The organism is Halobacillus faecis, from assembly GCF_007991335.1.
GTDB classification, from domain to species: domain Bacteria; phylum Bacillota; class Bacilli; order Bacillales; family Halobacillaceae; genus Halobacillus; species Halobacillus faecis.
Map to the genome: position 1 here is coordinate 41608 of NZ_BJYD01000004.1, position 22540 is coordinate 64147.

The 22540-nt window shown below is 44.7% G+C and carries 23 protein-coding genes; 16 read left to right on the forward strand and 7 right to left on the reverse strand.

The features are described 5' to 3' along the window. Positions 1-13: 13 nt before the first annotated feature. From HFA01_RS02010 to HFA01_RS02020, 3 genes are read left to right on the forward strand one after another with little or no spacing between them, the layout of a single operon-like run. The gene (locus HFA01_RS02010; RefSeq protein ID WP_146812912.1) at positions 14-1006 is read left to right on the forward strand and encodes a thiamine pyrophosphate-dependent dehydrogenase E1 component subunit alpha; all 993 of its coding nucleotides are present in this window, start codon (positions 14-16) and stop codon (positions 1004-1006) included. A 15-nt stretch (positions 1007-1021) separates the two neighbouring features. Then, entirely contained in the window at positions 1022-2005 is a 984-nt protein-coding gene (locus tag HFA01_RS02015; RefSeq protein ID WP_146812913.1) for an alpha-ketoacid dehydrogenase subunit beta, read from the forward strand. A gap of 19 nt (positions 2006-2024) precedes the next feature. Then, complete coding sequence (locus tag HFA01_RS02020; protein WP_146812914.1) at positions 2025-3341, forward strand: dihydrolipoamide acetyltransferase family protein; 1317 nt, start codon at positions 2025-2027, stop codon at positions 3339-3341. 90 nt (positions 3342-3431) lie between these two features. On the opposite strand, the gene HFA01_RS02025 is transcribed toward HFA01_RS02020, so the two are convergent. Continuing rightward, entirely contained in the window at positions 3432-3923 is a 492-nt protein-coding gene (locus tag HFA01_RS02025; protein ID WP_146812915.1) for a hypothetical protein, read from the reverse strand. A 227-nt stretch (positions 3924-4150) separates the two neighbouring features. On the opposite strand from HFA01_RS02025, the gene HFA01_RS02030 reads away from it, so the two are divergent. The 3 genes from HFA01_RS02030 (at position 4151) to HFA01_RS02040 (ending at position 6219) form a co-directional block, all read left to right on the forward strand. Continuing rightward, positions 4151-4582, forward strand: coding sequence for a BrxA/BrxB family bacilliredoxin (locus HFA01_RS02030; RefSeq protein WP_146812916.1), 432 nt, complete (start codon positions 4151-4153; stop codon positions 4580-4582). Positions 4583-4713: 131 nt separating this feature from the next. Then, positions 4714-5664 carry an aromatic acid exporter family protein gene (locus tag HFA01_RS02035; RefSeq protein ID WP_146812917.1) on the forward strand — a complete coding sequence of 317 codons (951 nt, stop codon included), beginning with the start codon at positions 4714-4716 and terminating at the stop codon, positions 5662-5664. A 36-nt stretch (positions 5665-5700) separates the two neighbouring features. Beyond that, a complete protein-coding gene (locus tag HFA01_RS02040) occupies positions 5701-6219 on the forward strand; it encodes a L,D-transpeptidase (protein ID WP_146812918.1) in 519 nt (172 codons plus the stop codon). A 57-nt stretch (positions 6220-6276) separates the two neighbouring features. Here the strand turns inward: HFA01_RS02040 and prli42 are convergent, their stop codons facing one another. Next, entirely contained in the window at positions 6277-6390 is a 114-nt protein-coding gene (prli42, locus tag HFA01_RS18760) for a stressosome-associated protein Prli42 (RefSeq protein ID WP_226590761.1), read from the reverse strand. A 177-nt stretch (positions 6391-6567) separates the two neighbouring features. On the opposite strand from prli42, the gene HFA01_RS02045 reads away from it, so the two are divergent. From HFA01_RS02045 to HFA01_RS02090, 10 genes are all read left to right on the forward strand, one after another. Continuing rightward, on the forward strand, positions 6568-8223 hold the full coding sequence (locus HFA01_RS02045) for an acyl-CoA mutase large subunit family protein (protein ID WP_146812919.1): 1656 nt from the start codon (positions 6568-6570) through the stop codon (positions 8221-8223). Between the two features lie 15 nt (positions 8224-8238). Further along, positions 8239-9051, forward strand: a complete 813-nt coding sequence (mce, locus tag HFA01_RS02050) for a methylmalonyl-CoA epimerase (protein ID WP_146812920.1) — start codon at positions 8239-8241, stop codon at positions 9049-9051. 2 nt (positions 9052-9053) lie between these two features. Beyond that, positions 9054-10601, forward strand: a complete 1548-nt coding sequence (locus HFA01_RS02055) for an acyl-CoA carboxylase subunit beta (protein WP_146812921.1) — start codon at positions 9054-9056, stop codon at positions 10599-10601. Positions 10602-10671: 70 nt separating this feature from the next. Continuing rightward, positions 10672-11796: a M20/M25/M40 family metallo-hydrolase gene (locus tag HFA01_RS02060; RefSeq protein ID WP_146812922.1), complete on the forward strand. Its 1125-nt coding sequence runs from the start codon at positions 10672-10674 to the stop codon at positions 11794-11796. A 196-nt stretch (positions 11797-11992) separates the two neighbouring features. After that, the gene (locus tag HFA01_RS02065; protein ID WP_146812923.1) at positions 11993-13240 is read left to right on the forward strand and encodes a DNA polymerase IV; all 1248 of its coding nucleotides are present in this window, start codon (positions 11993-11995) and stop codon (positions 13238-13240) included. 59 nt (positions 13241-13299) lie between these two features. Continuing rightward, positions 13300-13428: a YpzI family protein gene (locus HFA01_RS02070; protein WP_089651799.1), complete on the forward strand. Its 129-nt coding sequence runs from the start codon at positions 13300-13302 to the stop codon at positions 13426-13428. Between the two features lie 18 nt (positions 13429-13446). Next, positions 13447-13596: a small acid-soluble spore protein P gene (locus HFA01_RS02075; RefSeq protein WP_089651800.1), complete on the forward strand. Its 150-nt coding sequence runs from the start codon at positions 13447-13449 to the stop codon at positions 13594-13596. Between the two features lie 121 nt (positions 13597-13717). Then, a complete protein-coding gene (locus HFA01_RS02080; RefSeq protein WP_146813176.1) occupies positions 13718-13942 on the forward strand; it encodes a DUF3892 domain-containing protein in 225 nt (74 codons plus the stop codon). A 222-nt stretch (positions 13943-14164) separates the two neighbouring features. Then, positions 14165-14866 carry an ABC transporter ATP-binding protein gene (locus HFA01_RS02085; RefSeq protein ID WP_146812924.1) on the forward strand — a complete coding sequence of 234 codons (702 nt, stop codon included), beginning with the start codon at positions 14165-14167 and terminating at the stop codon, positions 14864-14866. Then, on the forward strand, positions 14863-17097 hold the full coding sequence (locus tag HFA01_RS02090; RefSeq protein ID WP_167506127.1) for an ABC transporter permease: 2235 nt from the start codon (positions 14863-14865) through the stop codon (positions 17095-17097). The genes HFA01_RS02085 and HFA01_RS02090 overlap by 4 nt, the downstream gene beginning before the upstream one ends. Before the next feature lie 89 nt (positions 17098-17186). On the opposite strand, the gene HFA01_RS02095 is transcribed toward HFA01_RS02090, so the two are convergent. From HFA01_RS02095 to HFA01_RS02115, 5 genes are all read right to left on the reverse strand, one after another. Then, entirely contained in the window at positions 17187-18548 is a 1362-nt protein-coding gene (locus tag HFA01_RS02095; RefSeq protein WP_146812926.1) for an aldehyde dehydrogenase, read from the reverse strand. A gap of 15 nt (positions 18549-18563) precedes the next feature. Further along, positions 18564-19487 (reverse strand): ribonuclease Z, encoded by a 924-nt coding sequence (rnz, locus tag HFA01_RS02100; RefSeq protein ID WP_146812927.1) that lies wholly within the window; start codon positions 19485-19487, stop codon positions 18564-18566. A 106-nt stretch (positions 19488-19593) separates the two neighbouring features. Further along, complete coding sequence (namA, locus tag HFA01_RS02105; RefSeq protein ID WP_146812928.1) at positions 19594-20610, reverse strand: NADPH dehydrogenase NamA; 1017 nt, start codon at positions 20608-20610, stop codon at positions 19594-19596. Continuing rightward, on the reverse strand, positions 20607-21827 hold the full coding sequence (locus HFA01_RS02110) for a glycosyltransferase family 2 protein (protein WP_146812929.1): 1221 nt from the start codon (positions 21825-21827) through the stop codon (positions 20607-20609). The genes namA and HFA01_RS02110 overlap by 4 nt, the downstream gene beginning before the upstream one ends. After that, on the reverse strand, positions 21769-22515 hold the full coding sequence (locus tag HFA01_RS02115) for a glycerophosphodiester phosphodiesterase (RefSeq protein ID WP_146812930.1): 747 nt from the start codon (positions 22513-22515) through the stop codon (positions 21769-21771). Before HFA01_RS02115 ends, HFA01_RS02110 begins: the two co-directional genes overlap by 59 nt. Between the last annotated feature and the right edge of the window lie 25 nt (positions 22516-22540).

Sequence of the window (22540 nt, forward strand, 5' to 3'; positions counted from 1 at the left end):
AGGAGGGATCCTCATGGCTGAAAATCGCCATAAAGCTCTAGGCTTAAGTGATGATCAAGTGTTGGACATGTTTCGCACGATGTTGTTAGCAAGAAGAATTGATGAACGGATGTGGTTATTGAACCGCGCAGGTAAGATCCCATTCGTCATTTCCTGTCAAGGTCAGGAAGCTGCCCAAGTAGGTGCTTCCTACGCTCTTGATCGTGAAAAAGATTATGCTCTGCCTTACTATCGTGACATGGGAGTTGTTCTGTCATTCGGTATGACCGCTCAAGATTTGATGCTCTCTGGTTTTGCAAAAGCAGAAGATCCGAACTCAGGTGGACGCCAAATGCCAGGTCACTTTGGTCAAAAGAAAAACCGAATTGTAACCGGTTCATCACCTGTTACTACACAAGTGCCGCACGCCGTAGGTATCGCACTTGCAGGGAAGATGGAGAAGAAAGACTTCGTCTCTCTGGTAACATTCGGAGAAGGTTCTTCCAACCAGGGTGATTTCCATGAAGGAGCGAACTTTGCTGGTGTACACAAGCTTCCTGTTATCTTTATGGTTGAAAACAATAAATATGCCATTTCTGTTCCGGTATCGAAACAGTTGGCCTGTGAAAAAGTTTCTGACCGCGCTATCGGTTATGGTATGCCAGGTTTCACCGTAGATGGCAATGATCCTCTAGCTGTTTATGAAGCGGTGAAAGCAGCAGCGGATCGTGGCCGTAATGGAGAAGGACCGACACTAATCGAGACTGTTTCCTACCGTCTCACACCACACTCCAGTGACGATGATGACCGTACGTATCGGGAGCGCGAAGAAGTGGATGAAGCGAAGAAAAAGGATTCGATCGTCACTTTTGCCCAATACTTGCGTGACACCGGTGTCCTGACGGATGAGAAGGAAAAAGAAATGAATGACGAAATCAGTGAAATCGTCAATGAAGCGACTGACTATGCCGAGAATGCGGCCTACGCGGAAGCGGAATCAGCCATGAAATATGTGTACGAAGAGTAAGGAGGGGGAGCAATAATGGCAGTTATATCTTATATTCAAGCCGTCACTCAAGCTTTGAAAGAAGAAATGAAGCGGGATGAAAAAGTGTTCGTCCTTGGTGAAGATGTTGGAAAACGCGGGGGCGTATTCCGCGCGACAGATGGTCTTTACGATGAATTTGGTGAAGACAGAGTTCTTGATACGCCACTAGCTGAATCTGCAATCGCAGGAGTTGGGATCGGTGCAGCGATGTACGGCATGCGTCCGGTAGCCGAAATGCAGTTCGCTGATTTTATCATGCCGGCGGTCAACCAGATTATTTCAGAAGCCGCTAAAATCCGTTACCGTTCCAATAACGATTGGAGTGCATCAATTACCATTCGCGCCCCTTATGGCGGCGGTGTCCATGGAGCCCTTTACCATTCCCAATCCGTTGAAGCGGTTTTCGCGAATCAGCCAGGATTGAAAATTGTGATGCCATCGACTCCTTATGACGTCAAAGGTTTATTAAAAGCGTCGATCCGTGATAATGATCCGGTCCTTTTCTTTGAACATAAACGTGCCTACCGTCTGATTAAAGGTGAAGTGCCTGATGAGGATTATACGCTTCCAATCGGTAAAGCAGATGTGAAGCGCGAAGGTTCGGATATTACGGTTATTACTTACGGCCTATGCGTTCACTTTGCATTGCAGGCAGCAGAGAAGCTGGCTGAAGAAGGCATTGATGCACATATTCTTGATTTACGTACCGTGTATCCACTTGATAAAGAAGGAATCATCGAAGCAGCATCCAAAACGGGTAAAGTCCTGCTTGTAACTGAGGATAATAAAGAAGGTGGAATCATCTCAGAGGTATCCGCCATCATTAGTGAGAACTGCCTATTCGACCTTGATGCTCCTGTTCAGCGACTGGCTGGGCCGGATGTTCCATCCATGCCCTATGCTCCAACGATGGAGAAGTACTTCATGATGAATCCAGATAAAGTAGAAAAAGCGATGAGAGATCTCGCGGAATTTTAATTGAAGGAGGAGATTTCCTGTGGGTTTAGAAAAAATCAATATGCCTCAGCTTGGTGAAAGTGTCACAGAAGGAACGATCAGTACATGGCTTGTCCAGCCTGGAGATCAGGTGAATAAATACGATCCCATTGCAGAAGTCATGACAGACAAAGTGAACGCAGAAGTCCCGTCTTCTTTTTCCGGGGAGATCAAAGAACTCGTCGCATCTGAAGGAGATACCATTGAAGTCGGCGAACTCATGTGTTACATCGAAGTAGAAGGAGCAGGGTCTGCGGAAGAACCTAAAAAGGAAGAGAATAAGCAAGCGCCTGCCCAAGAAACGCCTGTACCTGAAGAAAAGTCAACAGCTTCCACGAAGCCTGAGAAAAAGCAGGATAAAGGCAATAAAAAGCGATATTCTCCAGCAGTTATGACGCTTGCTCAGGAACATGATATTGACTTGAATCAAGTCGATGGTTCCGGTCGCGGTGGTCGGATTACGCGTAAAGATATCGAGGAAATCATCGCAAGCGGAGATATACCAAAAGAAGGGGAAGCAAAAGCTGATGCGCCTGCCGAACAACCGGCACAAGCAGAGCAGAAAGCTGCTCCAACACCTGCCCCATCCACACAAACGCCGAATGTACAAGCCGGTGAAGGAGACATTGAAATCCCTGTTACTGGTGTCCGTAAAGCCATTGCAGCGAACATGGTGAAGTCCAAGACAGAAATCCCTCATGCCTGGATGATGGTTGAAGTGGATGTCACGAATTTGGTTGAACTTCGTAATGCTAAGAAAAACCAATTCAAACAACAGGAAGGTTTCAGCTTAACTTATTTCGCTTTCTTTGTGAAAGCTGTTGCTCAAGCATTGAAAGAATATCCACAATTAAACAGTATGTGGGCAGGAGACAAAATCATCCAGCGCAAAGCGATCAACTTGAACATCGCCGTGGCTAAAGATGACCAATTGTTCGTCCCTGTTATCAGAGATGCCGATGAAAAGAGCATTAAAGGAATTGCAAAAGACATTACAGACCTTGCCGGCAAAGCTCGCCAAGGCAAGCTGACATCGAAAGATATGGAAGGCGGTACATTCACCGTCAATAACACAGGTTCTTTCGGTTCCGTTCAGTCCATGGGTGTCATTAACCACCCTCAGGCTGCTATTTTGCAAGTGGAATCCATTGTGAAAAAGCCGGTTTACCAAAATGGTATGTTCGGAGCGCGTGACATGGTCAACCTATGCCTATCCCTAGACCACAGGGTTCTTGACGGACTTGTTGCCGGCAACTTCCTTGCTCGCGTGAAAGAGATCTTGGAAAAAATGTCAGAAGACAACACATCGGTATATTAAGTGAAAAAAGGCTATCCTCCACTTGTGAGGATAGCTTTTTTTAAATATAAATTCTGTTAAAGACTATGGTTCAAAAAAAATGAAACAAGCTTAATGGTGAATAGTAATACTTTTTTCAAAAGCCATTCCCAGATAATTATAATGTATGATCACTTCACTTATTTCTTTATGGTTAATGATGCTTAAACCGTAGCTGTTATCTTTTTCAGTAGCGGTACCATTGTTCACCTTTTCTATTTGTGATGATGGAGAAGTATTCGGCTTAATGATCACGTCCTGGATATCGGTCAGCCCATACTCTTCCGCCTCCCCATCAAAGCTGTCTGCTACGATAAAACCTTTGAGTGGATGGCTTACCTGAACTTTTTTATCCAATGGTTCTTCATTCATATTTATTCGCACATCCTCGATTTTTATATTACTGAATCCATTATTTCCGATACTAATAACTACGGACTGTTTATCTGCCGAAGAACCAATCGTTCCACTTACTAATGGTGTATGAAACTTAATAAAAGAGAAAAGTCCAATCGAGCACACGAAAATGATCATCAGAACGATCATCATATTTCTTTTTGTCAAGTCTCCTCCTCCTTTTGTCAGCTCACTTCTCTATTTGTATAAAGCATGATGTTTAGACCGCGCCTTCATTGCCTTCAGTTAAATAAGCGTATCATACGTTTCTTATGCTTAAGAAGTCATACTAGTTTAAACCTTGGTTTTCTTCTTCTTAACTAGACAATTCAATTGAAAGATGTCAGATATCTTGGTAAAATGTTCATAGCATTTCTATAAAGGGGCCATGTCAAATGGATTTTAATATTTTTATGAACGATGTTGTTTCAAAAGCACGTGAAGAAATTACACAAGCAGGGTATACGGAACTGACGACACCTGAAGGCGTCGATCAGGCTCTAAATAAAGAAGGTACGACACTTGTGATGATCAATTCTGTATGTGGATGTGCAGGCGGTATTGCCCGTCCGGCGGCTGCTCATGCGATTCACTACGATAAGCGCCCGGATCATCTAGTTACTGTTTTTGCTGGGCAGGACCGTGAAGCGACAGATCGTGCTCGCGAATATTTTGAAGGTTATCCTCCTTCTTCTCCATCTTTTGCGCTATTAAAGGATGGCAAAATCCAGACAATGGTCGAGCGTCACGACATTGAAGGTTTTGAACCGATGGAAGTCATCGGAAAGCTTCAGCGCAGTTTTGAAGAGTATTGTGAGGAAGTATAAGAATACAATAAGCGTAGGATCTTTGTTTATAAAGCAAAGATCCTTTTTTACGTAATGGCCGTATATACATAACCGGATGCCTAACTTTAAGCAGGTATCGCTATATTGAAAGAACAGGAGTGAAGATAGGATTGAAAATAGGATATCGTACCATTAAGACGGCACTGGGAACACCATTTGCCATATGGGTTGCTCAGATGCTTCAGCTTGAGAATTTCGCTTCAGCAGGGATCTTAACCATTCTCTGTATCCAAATTACGAGAAAACGTTCCTTCTTAAGTGCGTGGCACCGTTTTTCCGCTTGTTTATTAGCGATGGGGTTTTCTTTCGCTTTTTTTGAGTTATTAGGATACAACCCCATTTCAATCGGATTGATGTTATTTGCTTTTATTCCGACGACGGTATTGTTCAAAATCACACCTGGAATTGTAACCAGCTCAGTGATCATCCTTCACCTCTATGGTTCAGGGGATATTGGCTGGAGCATTATATGGAACGAAGTGTTGCTCATTACAGTAGGGATAGGAACAGCCTTGCTGTTGAATTTATATATGCCTAGCCTGGAGAAAAAGTTGAATCAGTACCGAAGGCAGGTGGAAAGTAACTTTTCCATTATCTTGAGGGAAATTGCGCAATTCTTACGAAATGGCGACAATGATTGGACAGGCAAGGAGTTAACGGAGACCGCTAATCTTTTGGAGAAAGCCAAATCTCTCTCCTATCGTGACGTAGAAAACCATTTGCTGCGTTCCCATAATCATTTTTATCACTATTTTCATATGCGGACCAAACAGTTTGAACTCCTGGAACGCATGCTTCCTCTCGTCAGTCGTATTTCGTCCTCTGACATCCATGGTGTTCGCATGGCGGAGTTTTTCGATGATTTGGCTGATGCGGTTCATCCCGGGAATACGGCTGTGATCTATTTGAGGATGTTAAAAGAAATGAAAGAAGATTTTCGTGAGGATCGACTTCCGGAAACTCGGGAAGAGTTTGAAGTAAGAGCGAGCCTTTTCCATTTATTAAATGAAATAGAGGACTATCTGATCATTAAGCGATCGTTCAAGAAGAGTGATGTATAGGGGGGAACCGTGAGGGGAAACTTTTAGTAAAAGAGGATGATTCCGTTGTACAGCTTCCTTTTACTTTTTAGTTTATTAAACCCTTTCCTTCCTCCACACACACCTGATGAGTCCGTTATTATTGTAAATAAAGCAACCCATGAGGTTGTGCTCTACCAAAGCGACAAAGTTCTCTTCAAGGCTCCTGCAGCCATAGGGAAGACGAAAGACTTGACGCCGGAGGGCCGTTTCAATGTGAAAGTGAAAGCCAAAGATCCGTATTATCGAAAAAAAGACATCCCGGGCGGTGATCCAATGAATCCACTTGGAAGCCGGTGGATCGGGTTTGATGCCAGGGGAACAGACGGTAGGATCTATGGCATTCATGGAACGAATCAGCCGGATTCTATCGGTAAATCAGTCTCGGCTGGTTGTATTCGAATGAGAAACAAAGATGTTGAGACCCTATTTGACATGGTTCCTGCTGAGACAGACGTACTGATTGTGGATAGTGAAAAGGAAATGTCCGATTTATATCGTTTCTGGGAAGAATCGAAACTAAAGGAACAATTCTAGAAACTAAGAAAGCCGAAAAGATGGACGCCCATCTCTTCGGCTTTTTTTATTCATTTATTATAGGAAGAAACTCGCGCCAGCCAATGCACTAGATAGAAGCATAGACAAAATCATGACATAGATCACGACTTTCATACGGCGTTCGCGTTTTGAACGTTTTTTTGTAGCCAAGGTGTGTAACCTCCTTCTCAGTCAATCCTACTGACATTCTACCTAAAAAAGAGAAATTGGACAAGGGCGTGAAATCATTTACAATAAAATTGTGAATGATAGTAATTTTTAGATAGGTAAGCGCTTCATTTCTGGTATGCTAGTAGTGTGAATGGACTGAATAAGGAGGCCTTTCTTATGAACAGATCATCAAGTGACCAACACCCTAAACAAAAATGGGAAAAAGATGTAGAAAAAACGACGGAGCGTTTTCCGGAACGTAAAGAAGCCTTTCATACAAGTTCCGATCTTCCGGTTGACCGATTATACACGCCGGAACAGATGGATGAGGACTACATAGAGGAAATCGGCTTTCCGGGCCAGTATCCTTATACGAGAGGGATTCAGCCGACCATGTATCGTAGCCGCTATTGGACGATGCGTCAATATGCTGGTTTCGGTTCGGCAGAGGAAACGAATGAGAGATTCCGATATTTATTGAAACAAGGTCAGACCGGGTTATCGGTGGCCTTCGATTTGCCGACACAGATCGGCTATGATTCTGATGACCCCATGGCTGATGGGGAAGTGGGTAAAGTCGGTGTAGCCATTGATTCATTAAAGGACATGGAGCAGTTATTTGATCAGATTCCACTCGATCAAGTAAGTACATCCATGACAATCAACGCACCGGCCAGTATTCTTCTTGCGATGTATATCGCTGTTGGGGAAAAGCAGGGAGTCACTCCTGAGAAATTGACAGGGACGATTCAAAACGACATCTTGAAAGAATATATTGCTCGAGGTACGTATATCTATCCACCGAAACCTTCCATGAGATTGATTACTGACATATTCGGCTACTGTCAGGAGCATTTACCGAAATTCAACACAATAAGCATCTCCGGTTATCATATCCGCGAAGCAGGATCTACAGCTGTGCAGGAAGTCGCTTTTACAATTGCGAACGGCATGGCTTATGTAGATGCGGCGATCGAGGCTGGACTCGAAGTCGACCAGTTTGCGCCAAGGCTTGCCTTCTTCTTCAATGCTCACAATCAATTTTTTGAGGAAGCGGCCAAGTTCCGAGCGGCTCGTCGCATGTGGGCCAAAATTATGAAAGAACACTATGGTGCAGAAAATCCGAAAAGTTGGAAGCTCCGTTTCCATACTCAAACAGGCGGAAGTACGCTGACGGCTCAGCAGCCGGATAATAACATTGTACGTGTCACATTACAGGCACTTGCTGCTGTCATGGGAGGAACACAAAGTTTGCACACCAACTCCCGGGATGAAGCTCTTGCTTTGCCGACAGAAGATTCCGCACGAATTGCGTTACGAACACAGCAGATCATTGCCAATGAAAGCGGTGTGGCGGACACTATAGACCCACTTGCTGGTTCTTACTATGTAGAGTCGCTCACAGACCAGATTGAAAAAGAGGCAAATGCTTACTTAGAGCGCATCAAAGAATTCGGTGGAGCTGTCCAGGCTGTGGAAGAAGGGTATATGCAACGTGAAATTCATAAAGCTGCCTACGATGCCCAAAAACGGATCGAATCGAAGGAAGACATCGTCGTCGGTATGAACGAATACAAACTCGAAGAAGAGATACATGCAGACTTGTTGCGCGTGGATGAAGCGCTGGAACAAGCACAAATCAAGAAAACACAGGAAGTAAGATCTTCCCGCGATCAGGAATCCGTCGATCAATGCCTTAAAGCTCTTAGGGAAGCGGCGAAAGGGTCGGAGAATGTCATGCCTCATATTGTGGCTGCGGTTAAAGTTTATGCCACAGTCGGGGAGATCGCGAACGTTTTACGAGAGGAATTTGGAGAATATACCGGAATGTAGGAAGGGATGATGAGGATGAAACCAATACGTGTACTTATAGCGAAACCAGGGTTAGATGGACATGACAGAGGAGCTTTAATTATCGCTCAGGCCCTCAGAGACCATGGCATGGAAGTCATCTATACAGGTCTGCGGCAATCCGCCGTACAAATCGCAAGAGCAGCCATTCAGGAAGATGTAGATGTTGTCGGACTTTCGTCTCTTTCCGGTGCTCACAAATCATTGTTTCCTAAAGTGGTCCAAGCGCTGGAAGAGCAGGGTGCCTCTGATATTCCTGTCGTTGGCGGCGGGGTCATACCGGCAGAAGATATTCCTTTTCTTGAGGAAAAAGGGGTGAACAAAATCTTCACCAGCGGGTCACCGACAGATGCCATCGCTCTTTATATTAAACAGCTTCTGAACAAGGAAACGGTAGAGGCACCGAAACGGATCGCCCATATCGGAATTGCTGTGGAAAGCATTGATGCAGCCTTGCCGTTCTATCAACATAACCTCAGCTTGGAGCTTGAAGCTGTTGAAGTTGTGGAGTCAGAACAAGTGCGTGTCGCTTTTCTGAGAATCGGTGAAACGATGTTTGAATTGTTGGAGCCTTTGAGTGATAACTCCCCAATCCAATCGTTTTTGACAAAAAAAGGAGAAGGCGTCCACCATATCGCCTTGGAAGTGGACGATCTTACCAAGCGTTTGGAGCAGTATAAAGAACAAGGGGTCCGTCTCATTCATGAACAGCCAAAACAAGGGGCCCATGCTAGTCAGATCGCCTTTTTGCATCCGAAAGCAGCCAATGGTGTCCTATTTGAACTATGTCAGCATGGGGAGGAGGAGTAAGAATGGACATTTTTGATAAAATCAATGAATTGTACGATAAACGCCGCCAAGTTGAACTAGGCGGCGGTGATGAAAGAATTGATAAACAGCATGATAAAGGGAAATGGACAGCGAGGGAACGCATCGAACACCTGTTGGATGAGGGCTCTTTCATTGAGCTGAATCCTTTTATTGAACATCGGCATGATGCCTTTGGAATGGATGGAAAGTCTGCCCCGGGTGAAGGGGTCGTAACAGGGTTTGGTAAAATTCATGGACGTGATGTGTATTTGTTCGCTCAGGACTTCACGGTTTACGGCGGAGCCTTAGGGGAAATGCACGCGAAGAAGATTGCCGCTGTCATGGACCTTGCTGCGAAAAATGGAACGCCTTTTATCGGCTTGAACGATTCTGGAGGAGCACGAATCCAGGAAGGTGTTTCTTCCTTGGATGGCTATGGTCAAGTCTTTTACCGGAACTCCATCTATTCCGGAGTCATTCCGCAAATATCGGTCATTATGGGGCCGTGTGCCGGAGGAGCTGTCTATTCTCCAGCTATCACTGATTTCGTCATCATGGTAGAAAAAACATCGCAAATGTTTATTACAGGTCCTAAAGTCATTGAAACCGTGACCGGTGAGCAAATTTCCGCAGAAGACCTCGGCGGTGCCGGCGTCCATAATTCTTTGAGCGGGAATGCTCACTTGAAGACACCTGATGAGGCTTCTGCTTTGGATGCTGTAAGGGATCTCGTCAGTTACCTTCCTCAGAACAATGAGGAACTGACCCCTGAAGTTGAAGTGGAAGTTGAGGATAACTTCAGACCTGACATCACAGATAAAATCCCTTTTGATCCGATCCGTCCTTACGATGTACGTATCGTGATCGATGAATTCGTTGACGAAGGTTCTTTCTTCGAAATCCATAAGGACTTTGCGAAAAACATCGTCGTCGGATATGCTCGTTTGCAAGGGAAGACTGTAGGCCTTGTTTGTAATCAGCCGAAATATATGGCTGGAGGTCTTGATATCGACTCTAGTGATAAAGCTGCCCGTTTTATCCGTACGTGTGATTCTTTCAATATCCCTCTCATCACGTTTGAAGATGTGACAGGCTTCTTCCCTGGAATTAAACAGGAACATGGGGGAATCATCCGCCACGGAGCCAAAATCCTATACGCTTACTCTGAAGCCACCGTTCCTAAACTGACGGTGATTACGAGAAAAGCTTATGGTGGAGCCTATGTCGCGTTGAACAGTAAATCGATCGGTGCAGACCTTGTTTATGCCTGGCCAAACGCGGAAATTGCTGTCATGGGTCCTGAAGGCGCGGCGAATATCATTTTCGCAAAAGAAATCAGAGAAAGCGAAACCCCAGAGGAAACACGACAAAATAAAATCAACGAATACAGAGAACGATTCGCAAACCCTTACGTGGCAGCAGGACTTGGGATGATTGATGATGTCATCGACCCAAGAGAAACCCGGTCCACACTGATTAAAGCCCTGGATATGCTGAAGAATAAACACGAAGAACGCCCGTATAAAAAGCATGGCAACATCCCTCTATAATTGACACAGTCCTTTCGTTCCGCTAACGTACTAAGAGGAATGTGTTTACATATGAAGGAGGCAGACATAGATGGTAGCCATTAATAAAGAACGTTTACTGAATGAATTTCTAGAGTTGGTTCAAATTGACTCAGAAACAACGCAAGAAGCAGAAATCGCTAAAGTATTGAAAAAGAAATTCCAGGACTTAGGTTTGGAAGTGCTTGAAGATGATGCTGCATCGATTACAGGTCATGGGGCCAACAACCTGATTTGTAATTTAGAAGGTTCAAAGAAGGACGCAGAGACGATTTACTTCACCTCTCATATGGATACGGTGGTTCCTGGTAACGGTGTGAAGCCTTCGGTTGAAGATGGTTATATCGTAACCGATGGAACAACAATCCTTGGAGCGGATGACAAAGCGGGTGTCGCAGCGATTCTTGAAGCGATCCGTTCTCTTCAGGAACAAGACGTAGAGCATGGAAACCTGCAGTTCGTGATCACCGTAGGAGAAGAGAGCGGTCTTGTTGGGGCGAAAGCTCTTGATGCTTCCATGCTCAAAGCTAAATACGGGTATGCGCTAGATAGTGATGGTCAAGTCGGAAACATTATCGTAGCGGCTCCTACCCAGGCGAAAATTAATGCCATCGTGAAAGGGAAGACCGCTCATGCAGGAGTTGCCCCTGAAAAAGGGATCTCAGCGATCACACTTGCTTCCCGAGCCATTGCTAAAATGCCGCTGGGACGGATTGATGATGAAACAACAGCAAACATCGGACGTTTTGAAGGCGGTCAAAAAACGAATATCGTTTGTGACCATGTAGAAGTATTAGCCGAAGCCCGTTCTCTAGACCCTGAAAAAATGGAAGCGCAAGTAGAGAAGATGAAAAAAGCCTTCAAAGAAACAGCAGAAGAAATGGGCGGCGAAGTCGAACTTGATGTTGAAATCATGTATCCAGGCTTCAAACAACAAGCTGGAGACCAAGTCGTTGAAGTCGCACGTTCTGCTGCGAAACGGATCGGTCGTGAAAGTGAATTGCTGACAAGTGGCGGCGGAAGTGATGCCAACGTGATCGCAGGCCACGGTGTTCCTACAGTGAACTTGAGTGTAGGATATGAAGAAATTCATACAACCAACGAGCGCATGCCTGTTAGTGAGCTTGAAAAGATTACAGAGTTCGTAACAGCGATCGTTGAAGAAGTAGCACAATGATTTAACAACGTAATACTCCCTGAATCTTCAGGGAGTATTTTTTATGGTCTATATTACACCCTTCCACATAAGCTCCCGTTTGTGTAAGACTCATGGGTTATATGTATTGGAGAAACAATAAAAAAGCGTTGTTGAACATGAATGAAGCATGACATGATATAATAGAGAACAAATGTTCCAATGGAGGAAGAACGCTATGCAGTCCAAATGGTATCCCAAAAAAGGACGCGTCATTTTTCATGTAGATATGAATAGTTTCTATGCTTCTGTGGAAGCAGCTTTTGACCCATCTCTAAAGGGAAAGCCGCTTGCCATTGCTGGAAACCCTGAAGAAAGACGCGGAATCATTGTCACAAGCAGCTATGAAGCCCGCAAATACGGCGTTAAAACGACGATGCCTTTAGGAGAGGCTCGACGGTTGTGCCCTGAACTTATAGTGATGGGACCGACGTTTGAACGGTACCGAACTGCGTCCAAAGAAATGTTCAAAATTCTAGCTGATGTGACGCCGCTCGTACAGCCGGTTTCCATAGACGAGGGTTATATGGATATTACCGACTGCGCGGACCAAGGTTCTCCTCCAGAAATAGCCGAGCGCATCCAGCAGCGAATCAATGAAGAGCTCGATCTTCCTTGTAGTATTGGGATCGCTCCAAATAAATTTTTGGCAAAGATGGCTTCCGATATGAAAAAACCAATGGGAATTACGATCTTACGGAAAAGAGATCTTGAAACAAAATTATGGCCATTACCGATAGAAGAAATGTACGGAGTCGGTTCAAAAACGGCTGAGAAACTAAGAAAGATCGGAATTGAAACGATTGGTGGTTTAGCTGAACATCCTGTCCTTGAGTTGAAGGGTGTTCTTGGAATTAATGGAGAGCGATTGAAAAATAGGGCGAATGGAATGGATGATCGCCTCGTCGATCCTGATGCGGTTCATGAATTTAAAAGTATTGGCACTTCAACAACGCTCCCCCAAGATACAACGAATGACACAGAGGTACAAACGGTCATTCGCAGACTTTCCAATAAGGTGGAAGGTCGAATGAAGAATAAAAAAGTTCTTGCAAGAAATGTGCAGTTGACGATTCGTTATCATGATCGGAAAACAGTGACACGCAGTCGGCAACTGAAGGAATTCATCCATTCATCAGAAGACCTTTTTCAAGTAGCGATGCAGTTATTCGATGATCATTGGAATCAGCAGCCTGTTCGTCTGCTTGGCGTTACAGCGAGTGACCTGGCGGAGAAATCAGAAGTGAGTCAACAACTGGATCTCTTTAATTTTGAACAATACGCCAGCAAGGAAAAACTGTATAAGACGATTGATGATCTGACTGAGAAATATGGCAAAAACCCTTTCCGAGACCTTAGTAATCCGACGAACCCTCAGGTGAATACGAGCTTTCAAAAAGACTTTCTCGATGATTTCAAAAAATGATTCCCAGGCATAGCCTCCATCTTCTTTTCCATACTAAAAGAGAAGGGAGGCGTTCTAGAATGGGTAGAGATCGACAAGAGAAAAAGTTGAAAAAATCCGGCAGAGTGGAGTCCGATCGTGATCAGCGCTTAAGTTATCCAGGTGCGACCGCGATGGAGGGGCCAGAAGCAGCTCGTAAACGCAGATAATCAAGGAGGCGGATTTTCATGGGTAGACGCATGGGACCAAAACAGCAAGAACAACCGAACTTACCACTAGGGCCGAAACAAGCATATGGGGAACCGGCTCAAGGATCTCATAAAGTGAAAAACAGACAGCATTCGCGTCAAAAACAAAAATCTTCTCACGATATGTAAGAAGAAAAGGCAGCCATTTGGCTGTCTTTTCTATTTTTTATACATCCAATTATCACCACTGGAATGAGAGTCATATTATCTGGGTTCTTGGACAAAATAATTCTTGAGGAGGTTGAGAATGATGCCAGAACAAATTGTCGCCGTTAGAAAAAACGGGCAAGGGAGCATTGTTGAAATGCAACTGTCGTCAGGTCAGGTGGTCGATTATAAACGAGCACATGAAATGGCGCGCAGTGGTGAACTGGAACACGTGAACCTCATTCGAGGTAAAGATGGAGAAGACCATCTGCGCAGTGAACCGGATGGCATTCAATCCAACAACTTGGACAACCTTCCATCTTTTTAATAGAGAACCCAGGCAAAGCCTAGCGCTTGCCTGGGTTTTCTTTTGTTGTAGTTCCACAAACCTTCCGTTATGTGCAATAAAAATAGTGAGCGGGATGATAAATAATGAAATATATACATATAAATATTTCAAAAAGTTATTGACTTCTTTTTTTATTGAGGTACACTAAAAATGAAATAATTGATGTATTTCATTACAAAACTTTTAATTGGAGTTGATGAAATGGCAATCTTCGCAAATCAAGTCAATAAGACGTATCAGAGCGGAGAAGTGACAGTTCAGGCGCTGCGCCAGGCGTCATTAGAAGTACCAGATAAAAAAATCATAACGATTCTTGGCCCATCAGGGTCAGGGAAATCAACCTTGCTCAATGTTATTGGGGGAATCGACCGTTATGATTCAGGATCAATTAAAGTTGGAGACACGGTCCTTGATCAATTGAAGGATCGTCAACTCACGGATTACCGCCGGAGATTCGTAGGGTTCATATTTCAACAGTATAACTTAATCCCAACCCTAACCGTCGAAGAAAATGTAGAAGTCGGGCGGGAATTGAGCCAGCAGCCACTCGACATGAAAGATACGCTTGAAAAAGTAGGCATGTGGGATAAGAAAGATAAATTTCCTTCTCAATTAAGCGGGGGTGAACAGCAGCGTGTTGCAATAGCGAGAGCACTGATTAAGAACCCGCAAATTCTACTCTGTGATGAACCAACAGGTGCTCTTGATGAAGAAACGGGTAAGAATATCCTGAAGTTGTTGAAGTTTGTTAATGAGCAGTACGGGACGACAGTTTTAATCATTACTCATAACCAGGGGATCGGTGAAATGGCTCACTCCGTTATCCGAATGAAAAGCGGTGAAATTGTTGGTTCTTTTGAAAACGAAAATCCTGTCGATCCAGAGAAGGTGACATGGTCATGATTTTAAAGAAATCTGTGTACAGGACATTAAAAGAAAAGAAATTTCAATATGCCGGGGTGGCTGTTCTTCTTTTACTTGCTGTTATGCTTTATGTATCCTTATCCATGGCTATCACGACACTGGAATCAAGAAATGAAACATTTTCAGAGGACTACAAACAGGAAAGCTTTCATTTTGTAGCTGGTGGGGAAGTTACAGATGATCAGCTCTCCTTATGGGAAGATGAGTATAATGTCATTTTAGAAAAACGTAAGTATGCAGATTTTGAGGTCGATGATTCGACATTGCGCGCATTTACAACTACTGATTCTGTTAACATCCCTTACATTGCCGAAGGGGAAGCACCAGCGAGCGATCAAGAGCTGACTATTTCCAAAGTGTATGCGGAAAAACATCAATACGAACTGGGAGATATCATCACACTGGACGACCAAAAGTTTGAAATTACAGGATTCGTCTACTTGCCTGATTATATTTATATGGTCGAACAAATGACTGATTTGTTAGCGGATGCTGAAAAATTCGGTGTCGCAGTCATTTCCGGTTCAAATTTTTCGGTTAATGGACAGACAGAAATTCTAGGATGGACCGAGAGTGGAGACGTTCCTAATGGGTTTAGGGAATCGGTAAGGGAAGAAACGGCTCTTTTGCAATTCGTGAACTCAGAAGATAACCCGCGCATAGGTTTTGTGGAAACAGAAATCCAAGGCGCAAAGGGAATGACGACGACATTGCCGCTGTTCATTCTTGCTCTCTCCATCGCTATGGTATTGATGCTTATGAAGCGGCGAATGGAAATGCAGAGAAAAGAGATCGGCACGCTAATGGCCCTTGGTTACCGTAAGAAAGAATTAGTCCGCCATTATTTAGGTTATGCCTGGGTCATTGGGTTGGGAGGAACGGTCGGTGGTTTAACTGCGGGTGCGGGTCTTTCCGTACCGCTTTCAAACCTTTATGCGAACTACTTTAACTTACCCGCCCTCTCCATGTTTGACTGGGATCCTTTTGTTCTTGTTATAGGTTTTGTCATTCCCCTATTGCTTTTGATCTTACTCACGGCCTTCGTCATCAGTCGGACGTTACGAACAGAACCACTGACTCTATTGAGGCCCAAAGAGGTCTCCAGTGGGAAAAAATCCTGGCTTGAAAAACTTCCACTTTTGCAAAAAGGAGGTTTTATTCGCAGGTTCCGTTTGAGGTTATTGGTGAGAAACAAAGCGAGAAGTGTCTATATTTTTATCGGAGTGATGTTCTCAACCGTTTTATTATTGTTTGGATTGATTACGTTCAATAGCATGGATCAGCTCGTAGAAACGACGTATAAGGAAATTTTGAAATACGACTATGCTGTCCACTATCGATCGTTAATGACAGAAGAGACAGAGGATGAACAAAGTCCTTTTATAATGAACGAACTTGGTGTCGTGGATGAAGACGTGAAAATTCAGGCATATGGAATGGAAAAAGAGAACGAGTTTATACAATTGAGTGCTGAAGGAGAAAGCCTGCAATCCAATTTATCAGAAGGGGCGATTATCAGTGCTCCTTTGGCCGCGGTTCTTGGTGTAGGGGAAGGGGAGGAGATCAACCTCAAAAACTCTTTGAACTCGGATACGATGCAGGTAGAGGTTGCTGCAGTGGCCGACCTTTATATTGGGAATAACCTGTATCTTCCTCGCGAGGAATTGAATGATTTCCTTGGTTTCCCTGAAGGGGCCTATACAGGTACATGGCAGAAACAGCCCCCGGATAATAGTGAAAATGTTTATATGGTAGAAGATAAGCAGAAGGCGATCGACAGTTTTGAATCGACGACAGGAGCCACTAGAGCGTCGGTGGCAGGAATGGCCGTTTTCGCTGTATTAATTGGAGTAATTGTTCTCACTTTGCTCACCAATTTGATCGTTGAGGAAAATTCACCATCCATTTCGTTGTTTAAAGTGATGGGCTATCATGATAAAGAAGTTTCTAAGCTTGTTTTGAGTGTGTACACCCCGATCGTACTCATCGCTTACTTTGTTTCCATTCCGCTCGCAAGTTTAAGCTTGGAACAAACGATGAACACGCTGGTTCAGGAGACCGGTTTTCTTATGCCGACTGATGTAGCATGGTGGATGGTTGTGATCGGATTTATTGTCATCCTGCTTACGTATTGGCTCTCGCTTTGGTTATCAAAACGAAAGTTGAAGAATGTATCGTTGCAGGAAGCATTGAAAAAGCAACAAGACTAGAGAAAAAGGACAGCGGCTGGGCCGCTGTCCTTTTTCGCGCAAGAAGTCTGGAACGCGCAAAAAAAAGCGAGCGCAATGCTCGCTTTTTACTATCCAAAGAATTTTTTCAGCACCGCCATACCTAGTTGAGACCCAGGATAGCGGAAGTTCTGATCGAACCGTGTTGTTTGTTTAGTGATGCTTTTCTCGTGTGTGAACGTATCAAAACTACGTTTGCCGTGATAGCTGCCCATGCCACTCTCGCCGACACCCCCAAATGGAAGGTGTGGATTGATGATATGGTATAGGGTATCGTTGATGCACCCGCCGCCGAAGGAAATCGAGTTGAGGATGCGCTGCTGTTCGATTTCGTTTTCTCCGAAGTAATACAAGGCAAGCGGCTTCGGACGGCTGTTGATCTTATCAATCACTTCATCGAGCTCATGATAAGTTAAAACAGGAAGCACGGGACCAAAGATTTCATCTTTCATGACCTGATCTTCCCAGGACACCTGGTCAAGAATGGTAGGCGCGATTTTGTGTTTAGATTCATCTAAAGCACCGCCGACAACAACCGTACCGGAGTCCAGGTAAGAAGCTACTCGTTCAAAGTGCGATTGATTCACGATTTTGGTGTACGCTTCACTCTCCAAAGGATCCTCCCCGTAAAACTGCTGGATGTACTTTTTCATCGCACGGATTAAGTCAGCTTTCACTTCATGGTGGACGTAAAGATAGTCAGGCGCGATACACGTTTGACCTGCGTTGGTGAATTTTCCCCAGACAATTCGTTTGGCGGCAAGGTCGATATTTGCATCTTTGTTTACGATCGTCGGGCTCTTTCCTCCGAGTTCCAACGTTACAGGGATCAGCTGTTTGCTCGCTTTTTCCATAATGATTTTACCCACGGGCACACTCCCGGTGAAGAAAATATAATCAAGTGGTTGTTCAAGCAACTCCTGAGTCACCTCTTTATCGCCTTCAATCACGGCAATAAAGTGTGGGGGGAAGTACTGTTCAATCATCTTTTTCAACACCCATGAAACAGTGGGGGTAAGCTCAGATGGTTTAATGATGACTGTGTTCCCCGCTGCAATCGCACCGATCACCGGGGCGAGGGCAAGCTGTACAGGATAGTTCCATGGAGCAATGACCAGTACAGTGCCATAGGGTTCTTTTCGAATGAAATTTTTGGAGCCTGTATGGGTGAGTGGGGTCTTCACTTTAGTCGGCTGCATCCATGTTTTCAGCTGTTTCACATGTTGATCGATTTCACTTTTCAAAAAGGCGATTTCTGATGCGTACGCTTCGTATTCTGATTTGTTCATATCAAATTTCAAAGCATTGAGAATGGGTTTTTCAAAGGTCGTCAGCATCTTTTTCATTGTTAACAGCTGTTCTTTACGGAAAGCATAGCTCTTCGTATGTCCTTCTTGGAACCATGTTTTTTGTACCTTCACCGTTGCGTGCATACAGCTCCTCCTTTATTAAGTACGTTTGATGGGATGTTGATAAAAATCGTATGCGATCGTGGTGTTCGGGAATATCTGCTGTGCTTCATTCAGAAGCTCCTCCACGGAATCCCCCTGGTATCTGGAAGAAACGTGATTAAGGATTAATTCCCCAACATTTGCTTTTTCTGCAAGGGTGGCGGCTTGTTTGACGGTGGAATGAAAATAATCGTAAGCCATCTTTTCTTCATCTCCGGCAAATGTCGCCTCATGGACAAGGACGTCGCTACCTTTCAAAACCTCCTCAAGATGAGGAAGGTAACGTGTGTCCCCAAAAATGGCGACTTTCCGCCCCTTTTTCGGTGGTCCAATGACATCTTTGCGGTTAATGACTCTTCCATCTTCAAGGACCGTCCTTGGTTGATTTTTAATCTTTTGATAGATGGGGCCAGGTTTCACTCCTAACGCTTTCAGCTTGTCCGGCTGTAGTTCACCAAGTTGGTCTTTTTCCTTAAGGATATATCCATAACTCTCAAGTCCATGTTCAAGTTTGACAGCTTCAACGATGAACTGTTCGTCTTCGAAAAGCTCTCCTTCCTCCACTTCCTCTATGTAAAGGGGATAGCGAAGGTGCGTTCCGCTCAATTCGAGACTGATATCAATGTAATCTTTTAAACCGCGCGGCCCGTAAACGGTTACAGGTGTTTCTCCACCCTGGAAAGAACGGCTGCTCAATAATCCAGGCAGTCCGTAAATGTGATCCCCATGAAGGTGGGTGATAAAAATCACTTCAATTCGTCGCGGACGTATGTTTGTATTCAATATTTGCTGTTGTGTGCCTTCTCCACAGTCAAAGACCCATGTCGTTCCCCGCTCTTCAAGAAGTCGGAGGACAAGGGAGGAGACATTTCTTTCTTTTGATGGGACACCAGATCCCGTACCTAAAAAAAATAGTTCCATTGCCAACACTCTCCTACACTTATCATGATACCACCAGAAAGGGGAGAACACACTTGAAATGCCATAAAAAAAACTGCCGGATGCGTTTCCGGCAGTTCACAGGTATTTACCACCCGCGGGTATATTGTCTTGGACCTTCTAATGGATAGCCGAGTTCATCAGCTGCTTCTTTCGGCCAGTACGGGTTTCTTAAGAGAGCCCGTGCAAGGAAAATCAGGTCGGCCCGTTCATTTTGCAAAATTTCTTCTGCCTGGTTTCCACTTGTAATCAGACCGACAGCCCCTGTGTCGATGTCGGCTCCCTGTTTGATTTGTTCTGCAAACGTGACCTGGTATCCTGGGTAAGGGTCGATCGCGGCAGGAACGACACCACCTGAGCTGACGTCGATGAGGTCTACGCCCTGGGACTTCATTTCACGGGCAAAAAAGATAAAATCGTCCATCGTGTTTCCGTCTTCGTGATATTCTTCCCCTGAGATTCTGACGAAAAGTGGGCCATCCCACTCTTGTTTGACAGCTTCAATCGTCTCACGCAGGAAACGGTATCGATTTTCACGGGTGCCTCCATATTCATCATCCCGTTTGTTCGTAAGAGGGGAGAGGAATTGGTTGATCAAATACCCGTGGGCCCCGTGAAGTTCAATGACATCAAAGCCCGCTTTTTTAGATCGGCCAGCTCCCTCACGGAAAGCTTCCACTGTACGCTGGATGTCTTCTTTTGTCATTTCTGTCGGGACCTTCATGGATGCACTGAAAGCTTCAGCACTCGGGGCGAAAATTTCGTCCCTTAAGTTAGCTTTACGCCCGGCGTGAGCCAGTTGAATACCGGCTTTAGCCCCGTGACGATGAATGCCTTCGTTTATTTTTTGTAGACCTTCAATGTGTTCGTCGCTCCAGATTCCAAGGTCTTCATGTGAAATACGGCCTTCAGGTAAAACAGCCGTCGCTTCTGTAATGATCAGTCCAACTTGTCCAGCTGCGCGGCTTTCGTAATGGGTAAGGTGAAAAGGCTGAGCATAGCCGTCCTGATTGTCTGAAGAATACATACACATCGGAGACATAACGATACGATTTTTTAACGTGATGTTTTTTATTGTATAAGGTTCAAATAATTTATGCTTCAACGGTGATCCTCCTCCGAGTTACGGAAAAATTGTTTTAGTTCTTTGATGGAATACCGGTTCCCACGCCATTCAATCCCCCCACGTACCCATGTCAGGATAAGTGCTCTACCTAGCATAAAAACAAACAAAAGAGCAAAAATCGGCAGACCGAAAATCATCCCCAATGGATAGTTTGTGAAAGAACGCGTCGTTAAACCATATAAACAAAATAACAAAAGGATGTTGATTGCGCTAATGATTTGAACGGCAGGACTTCCGAAAAAGACGAAAATGAATGGAAACACTTGCGAAATCAGGACACCAAAAAGAGCAAACAAAGACAGGGGAATGGAATAATTCAAGCCGGCAAAGGCATTCTTTTCGACCCCTTTTAGAGCAGACTTGAAGTCGGGATACCATTCGACAGATAAAAGCTGCTTGGCGGTTACGAGCTGTTGTTTGAAACCAGAGGCTTTGACTTTTTGTCCAAGGGCAAGGTCATCGTCAGGTCGGAAACGGACCGCTTCATGGTTCCCGATCTTTTGATAACAGGATTTTGTCATCATTTGGAAAGCCCCGATCCCCATTCCACCTCTAGGCTTCTTCTGGTTCGCTGTCCAAGGGCGTTTTAAATAACCGAAACCAAACAAGAAATAGGAAATCAAGCCCCGTAACGCGAAGGAATGAGCTTCTAAGTTCGGTGCGGCTGTGAGGTGATCGAGCTCATCAACTTTCATAGCTGTCATCGCTTTGGCGAGGGTCTGTTCATCAAATCGAATGTCGGCGTCTGTAAAAAGCAAATAAGCGCCAGAGGTAAGCTCGGCGCCTTTCTTCAGAGCATGATTTTTCCCAAGCCATCCGTCTGGCAGGTGATTGATATGAACAGCCCGAATGGTAGAGTATGACGCAACTGTTTCGTCTATGAATTCACCCGTTCGATCACTGGAGCGGTCGTTCACAGCGATGATTTCACACCTCACGTTTTTTTGCTGCAGAAGGGTGTGCAGCGTTTCGCGAATGGCGTCTTCTTCGTCTTTGGCCGCAATGATAACAGAAACGAGCTCATCCGTTTGCGAAGGAACGGTATCTTCAAGCCTTGGAATTTTCCTGATTCCTAGAAGGAAGTCCACAAGGAGAATCATCCATACAAACAGAAGTCCAAAAAATACCCAGAACATATTAACGATTTCTCCGTTTTCGATAAAGGTCACGGTATTCGATTGCTTGGTGGGGAACATCTGTGAAAATCCCGTTCACGCCCAGGCTGTAACACTTTTTCATCATGGAAGGGCGGTTTACCGTATAAATGCGGAGTTCGAGATTTTCCTTGTGGCAGCGTTTTACGAGTTTTTTATCCAGCAGGCGGTGTTTCACATGCAAAGCGTCACACCCTTCAGACTTCGCGTATTGAGGCAGGTTCCGCATTTTCGTGGATGTAAGGAATGCTGTCTGTATGGATGGATTGATGTCTTTCATGCGTGTGAGGGAATCGGCATTGAAACTCGAAATAACCGTTCGCTCCAGAACGTGGTATCGTTTTAGAGATTCATAGACAATCCGCTCGATGTTTTTGTAAGCAATGACGTTGGTTTTCAATTCGACATTTAAAAACATGGGCTGGTCCCGAAACCAGCGAAGAAACTCGTCCAGTGTTACAATATAAGTGTCAGAAAATTTAGGAGAAAACCAGCTTCCTGCATCAAGCAGGCGGAGCTGAGCATATGTATAGTCTTGTACGAACCCTGTTCCGTTGGTGGTGCGTCTAAGATTTTCATCATGGATGAGGACGGGAATTTGGTCTTTCGTAAGCTGCACATCGGTCTCGATTCCGTCAGCCCCGGCTGCACGCGCCAGTTCAAAAGCGGGCATTGTATTTTCCGGAGCCAGCTTACTCGCTCCTCGATGAGCGTAAATAAGGGTTTTCATCGTGACGTTCACCTCTTCCAAGTAG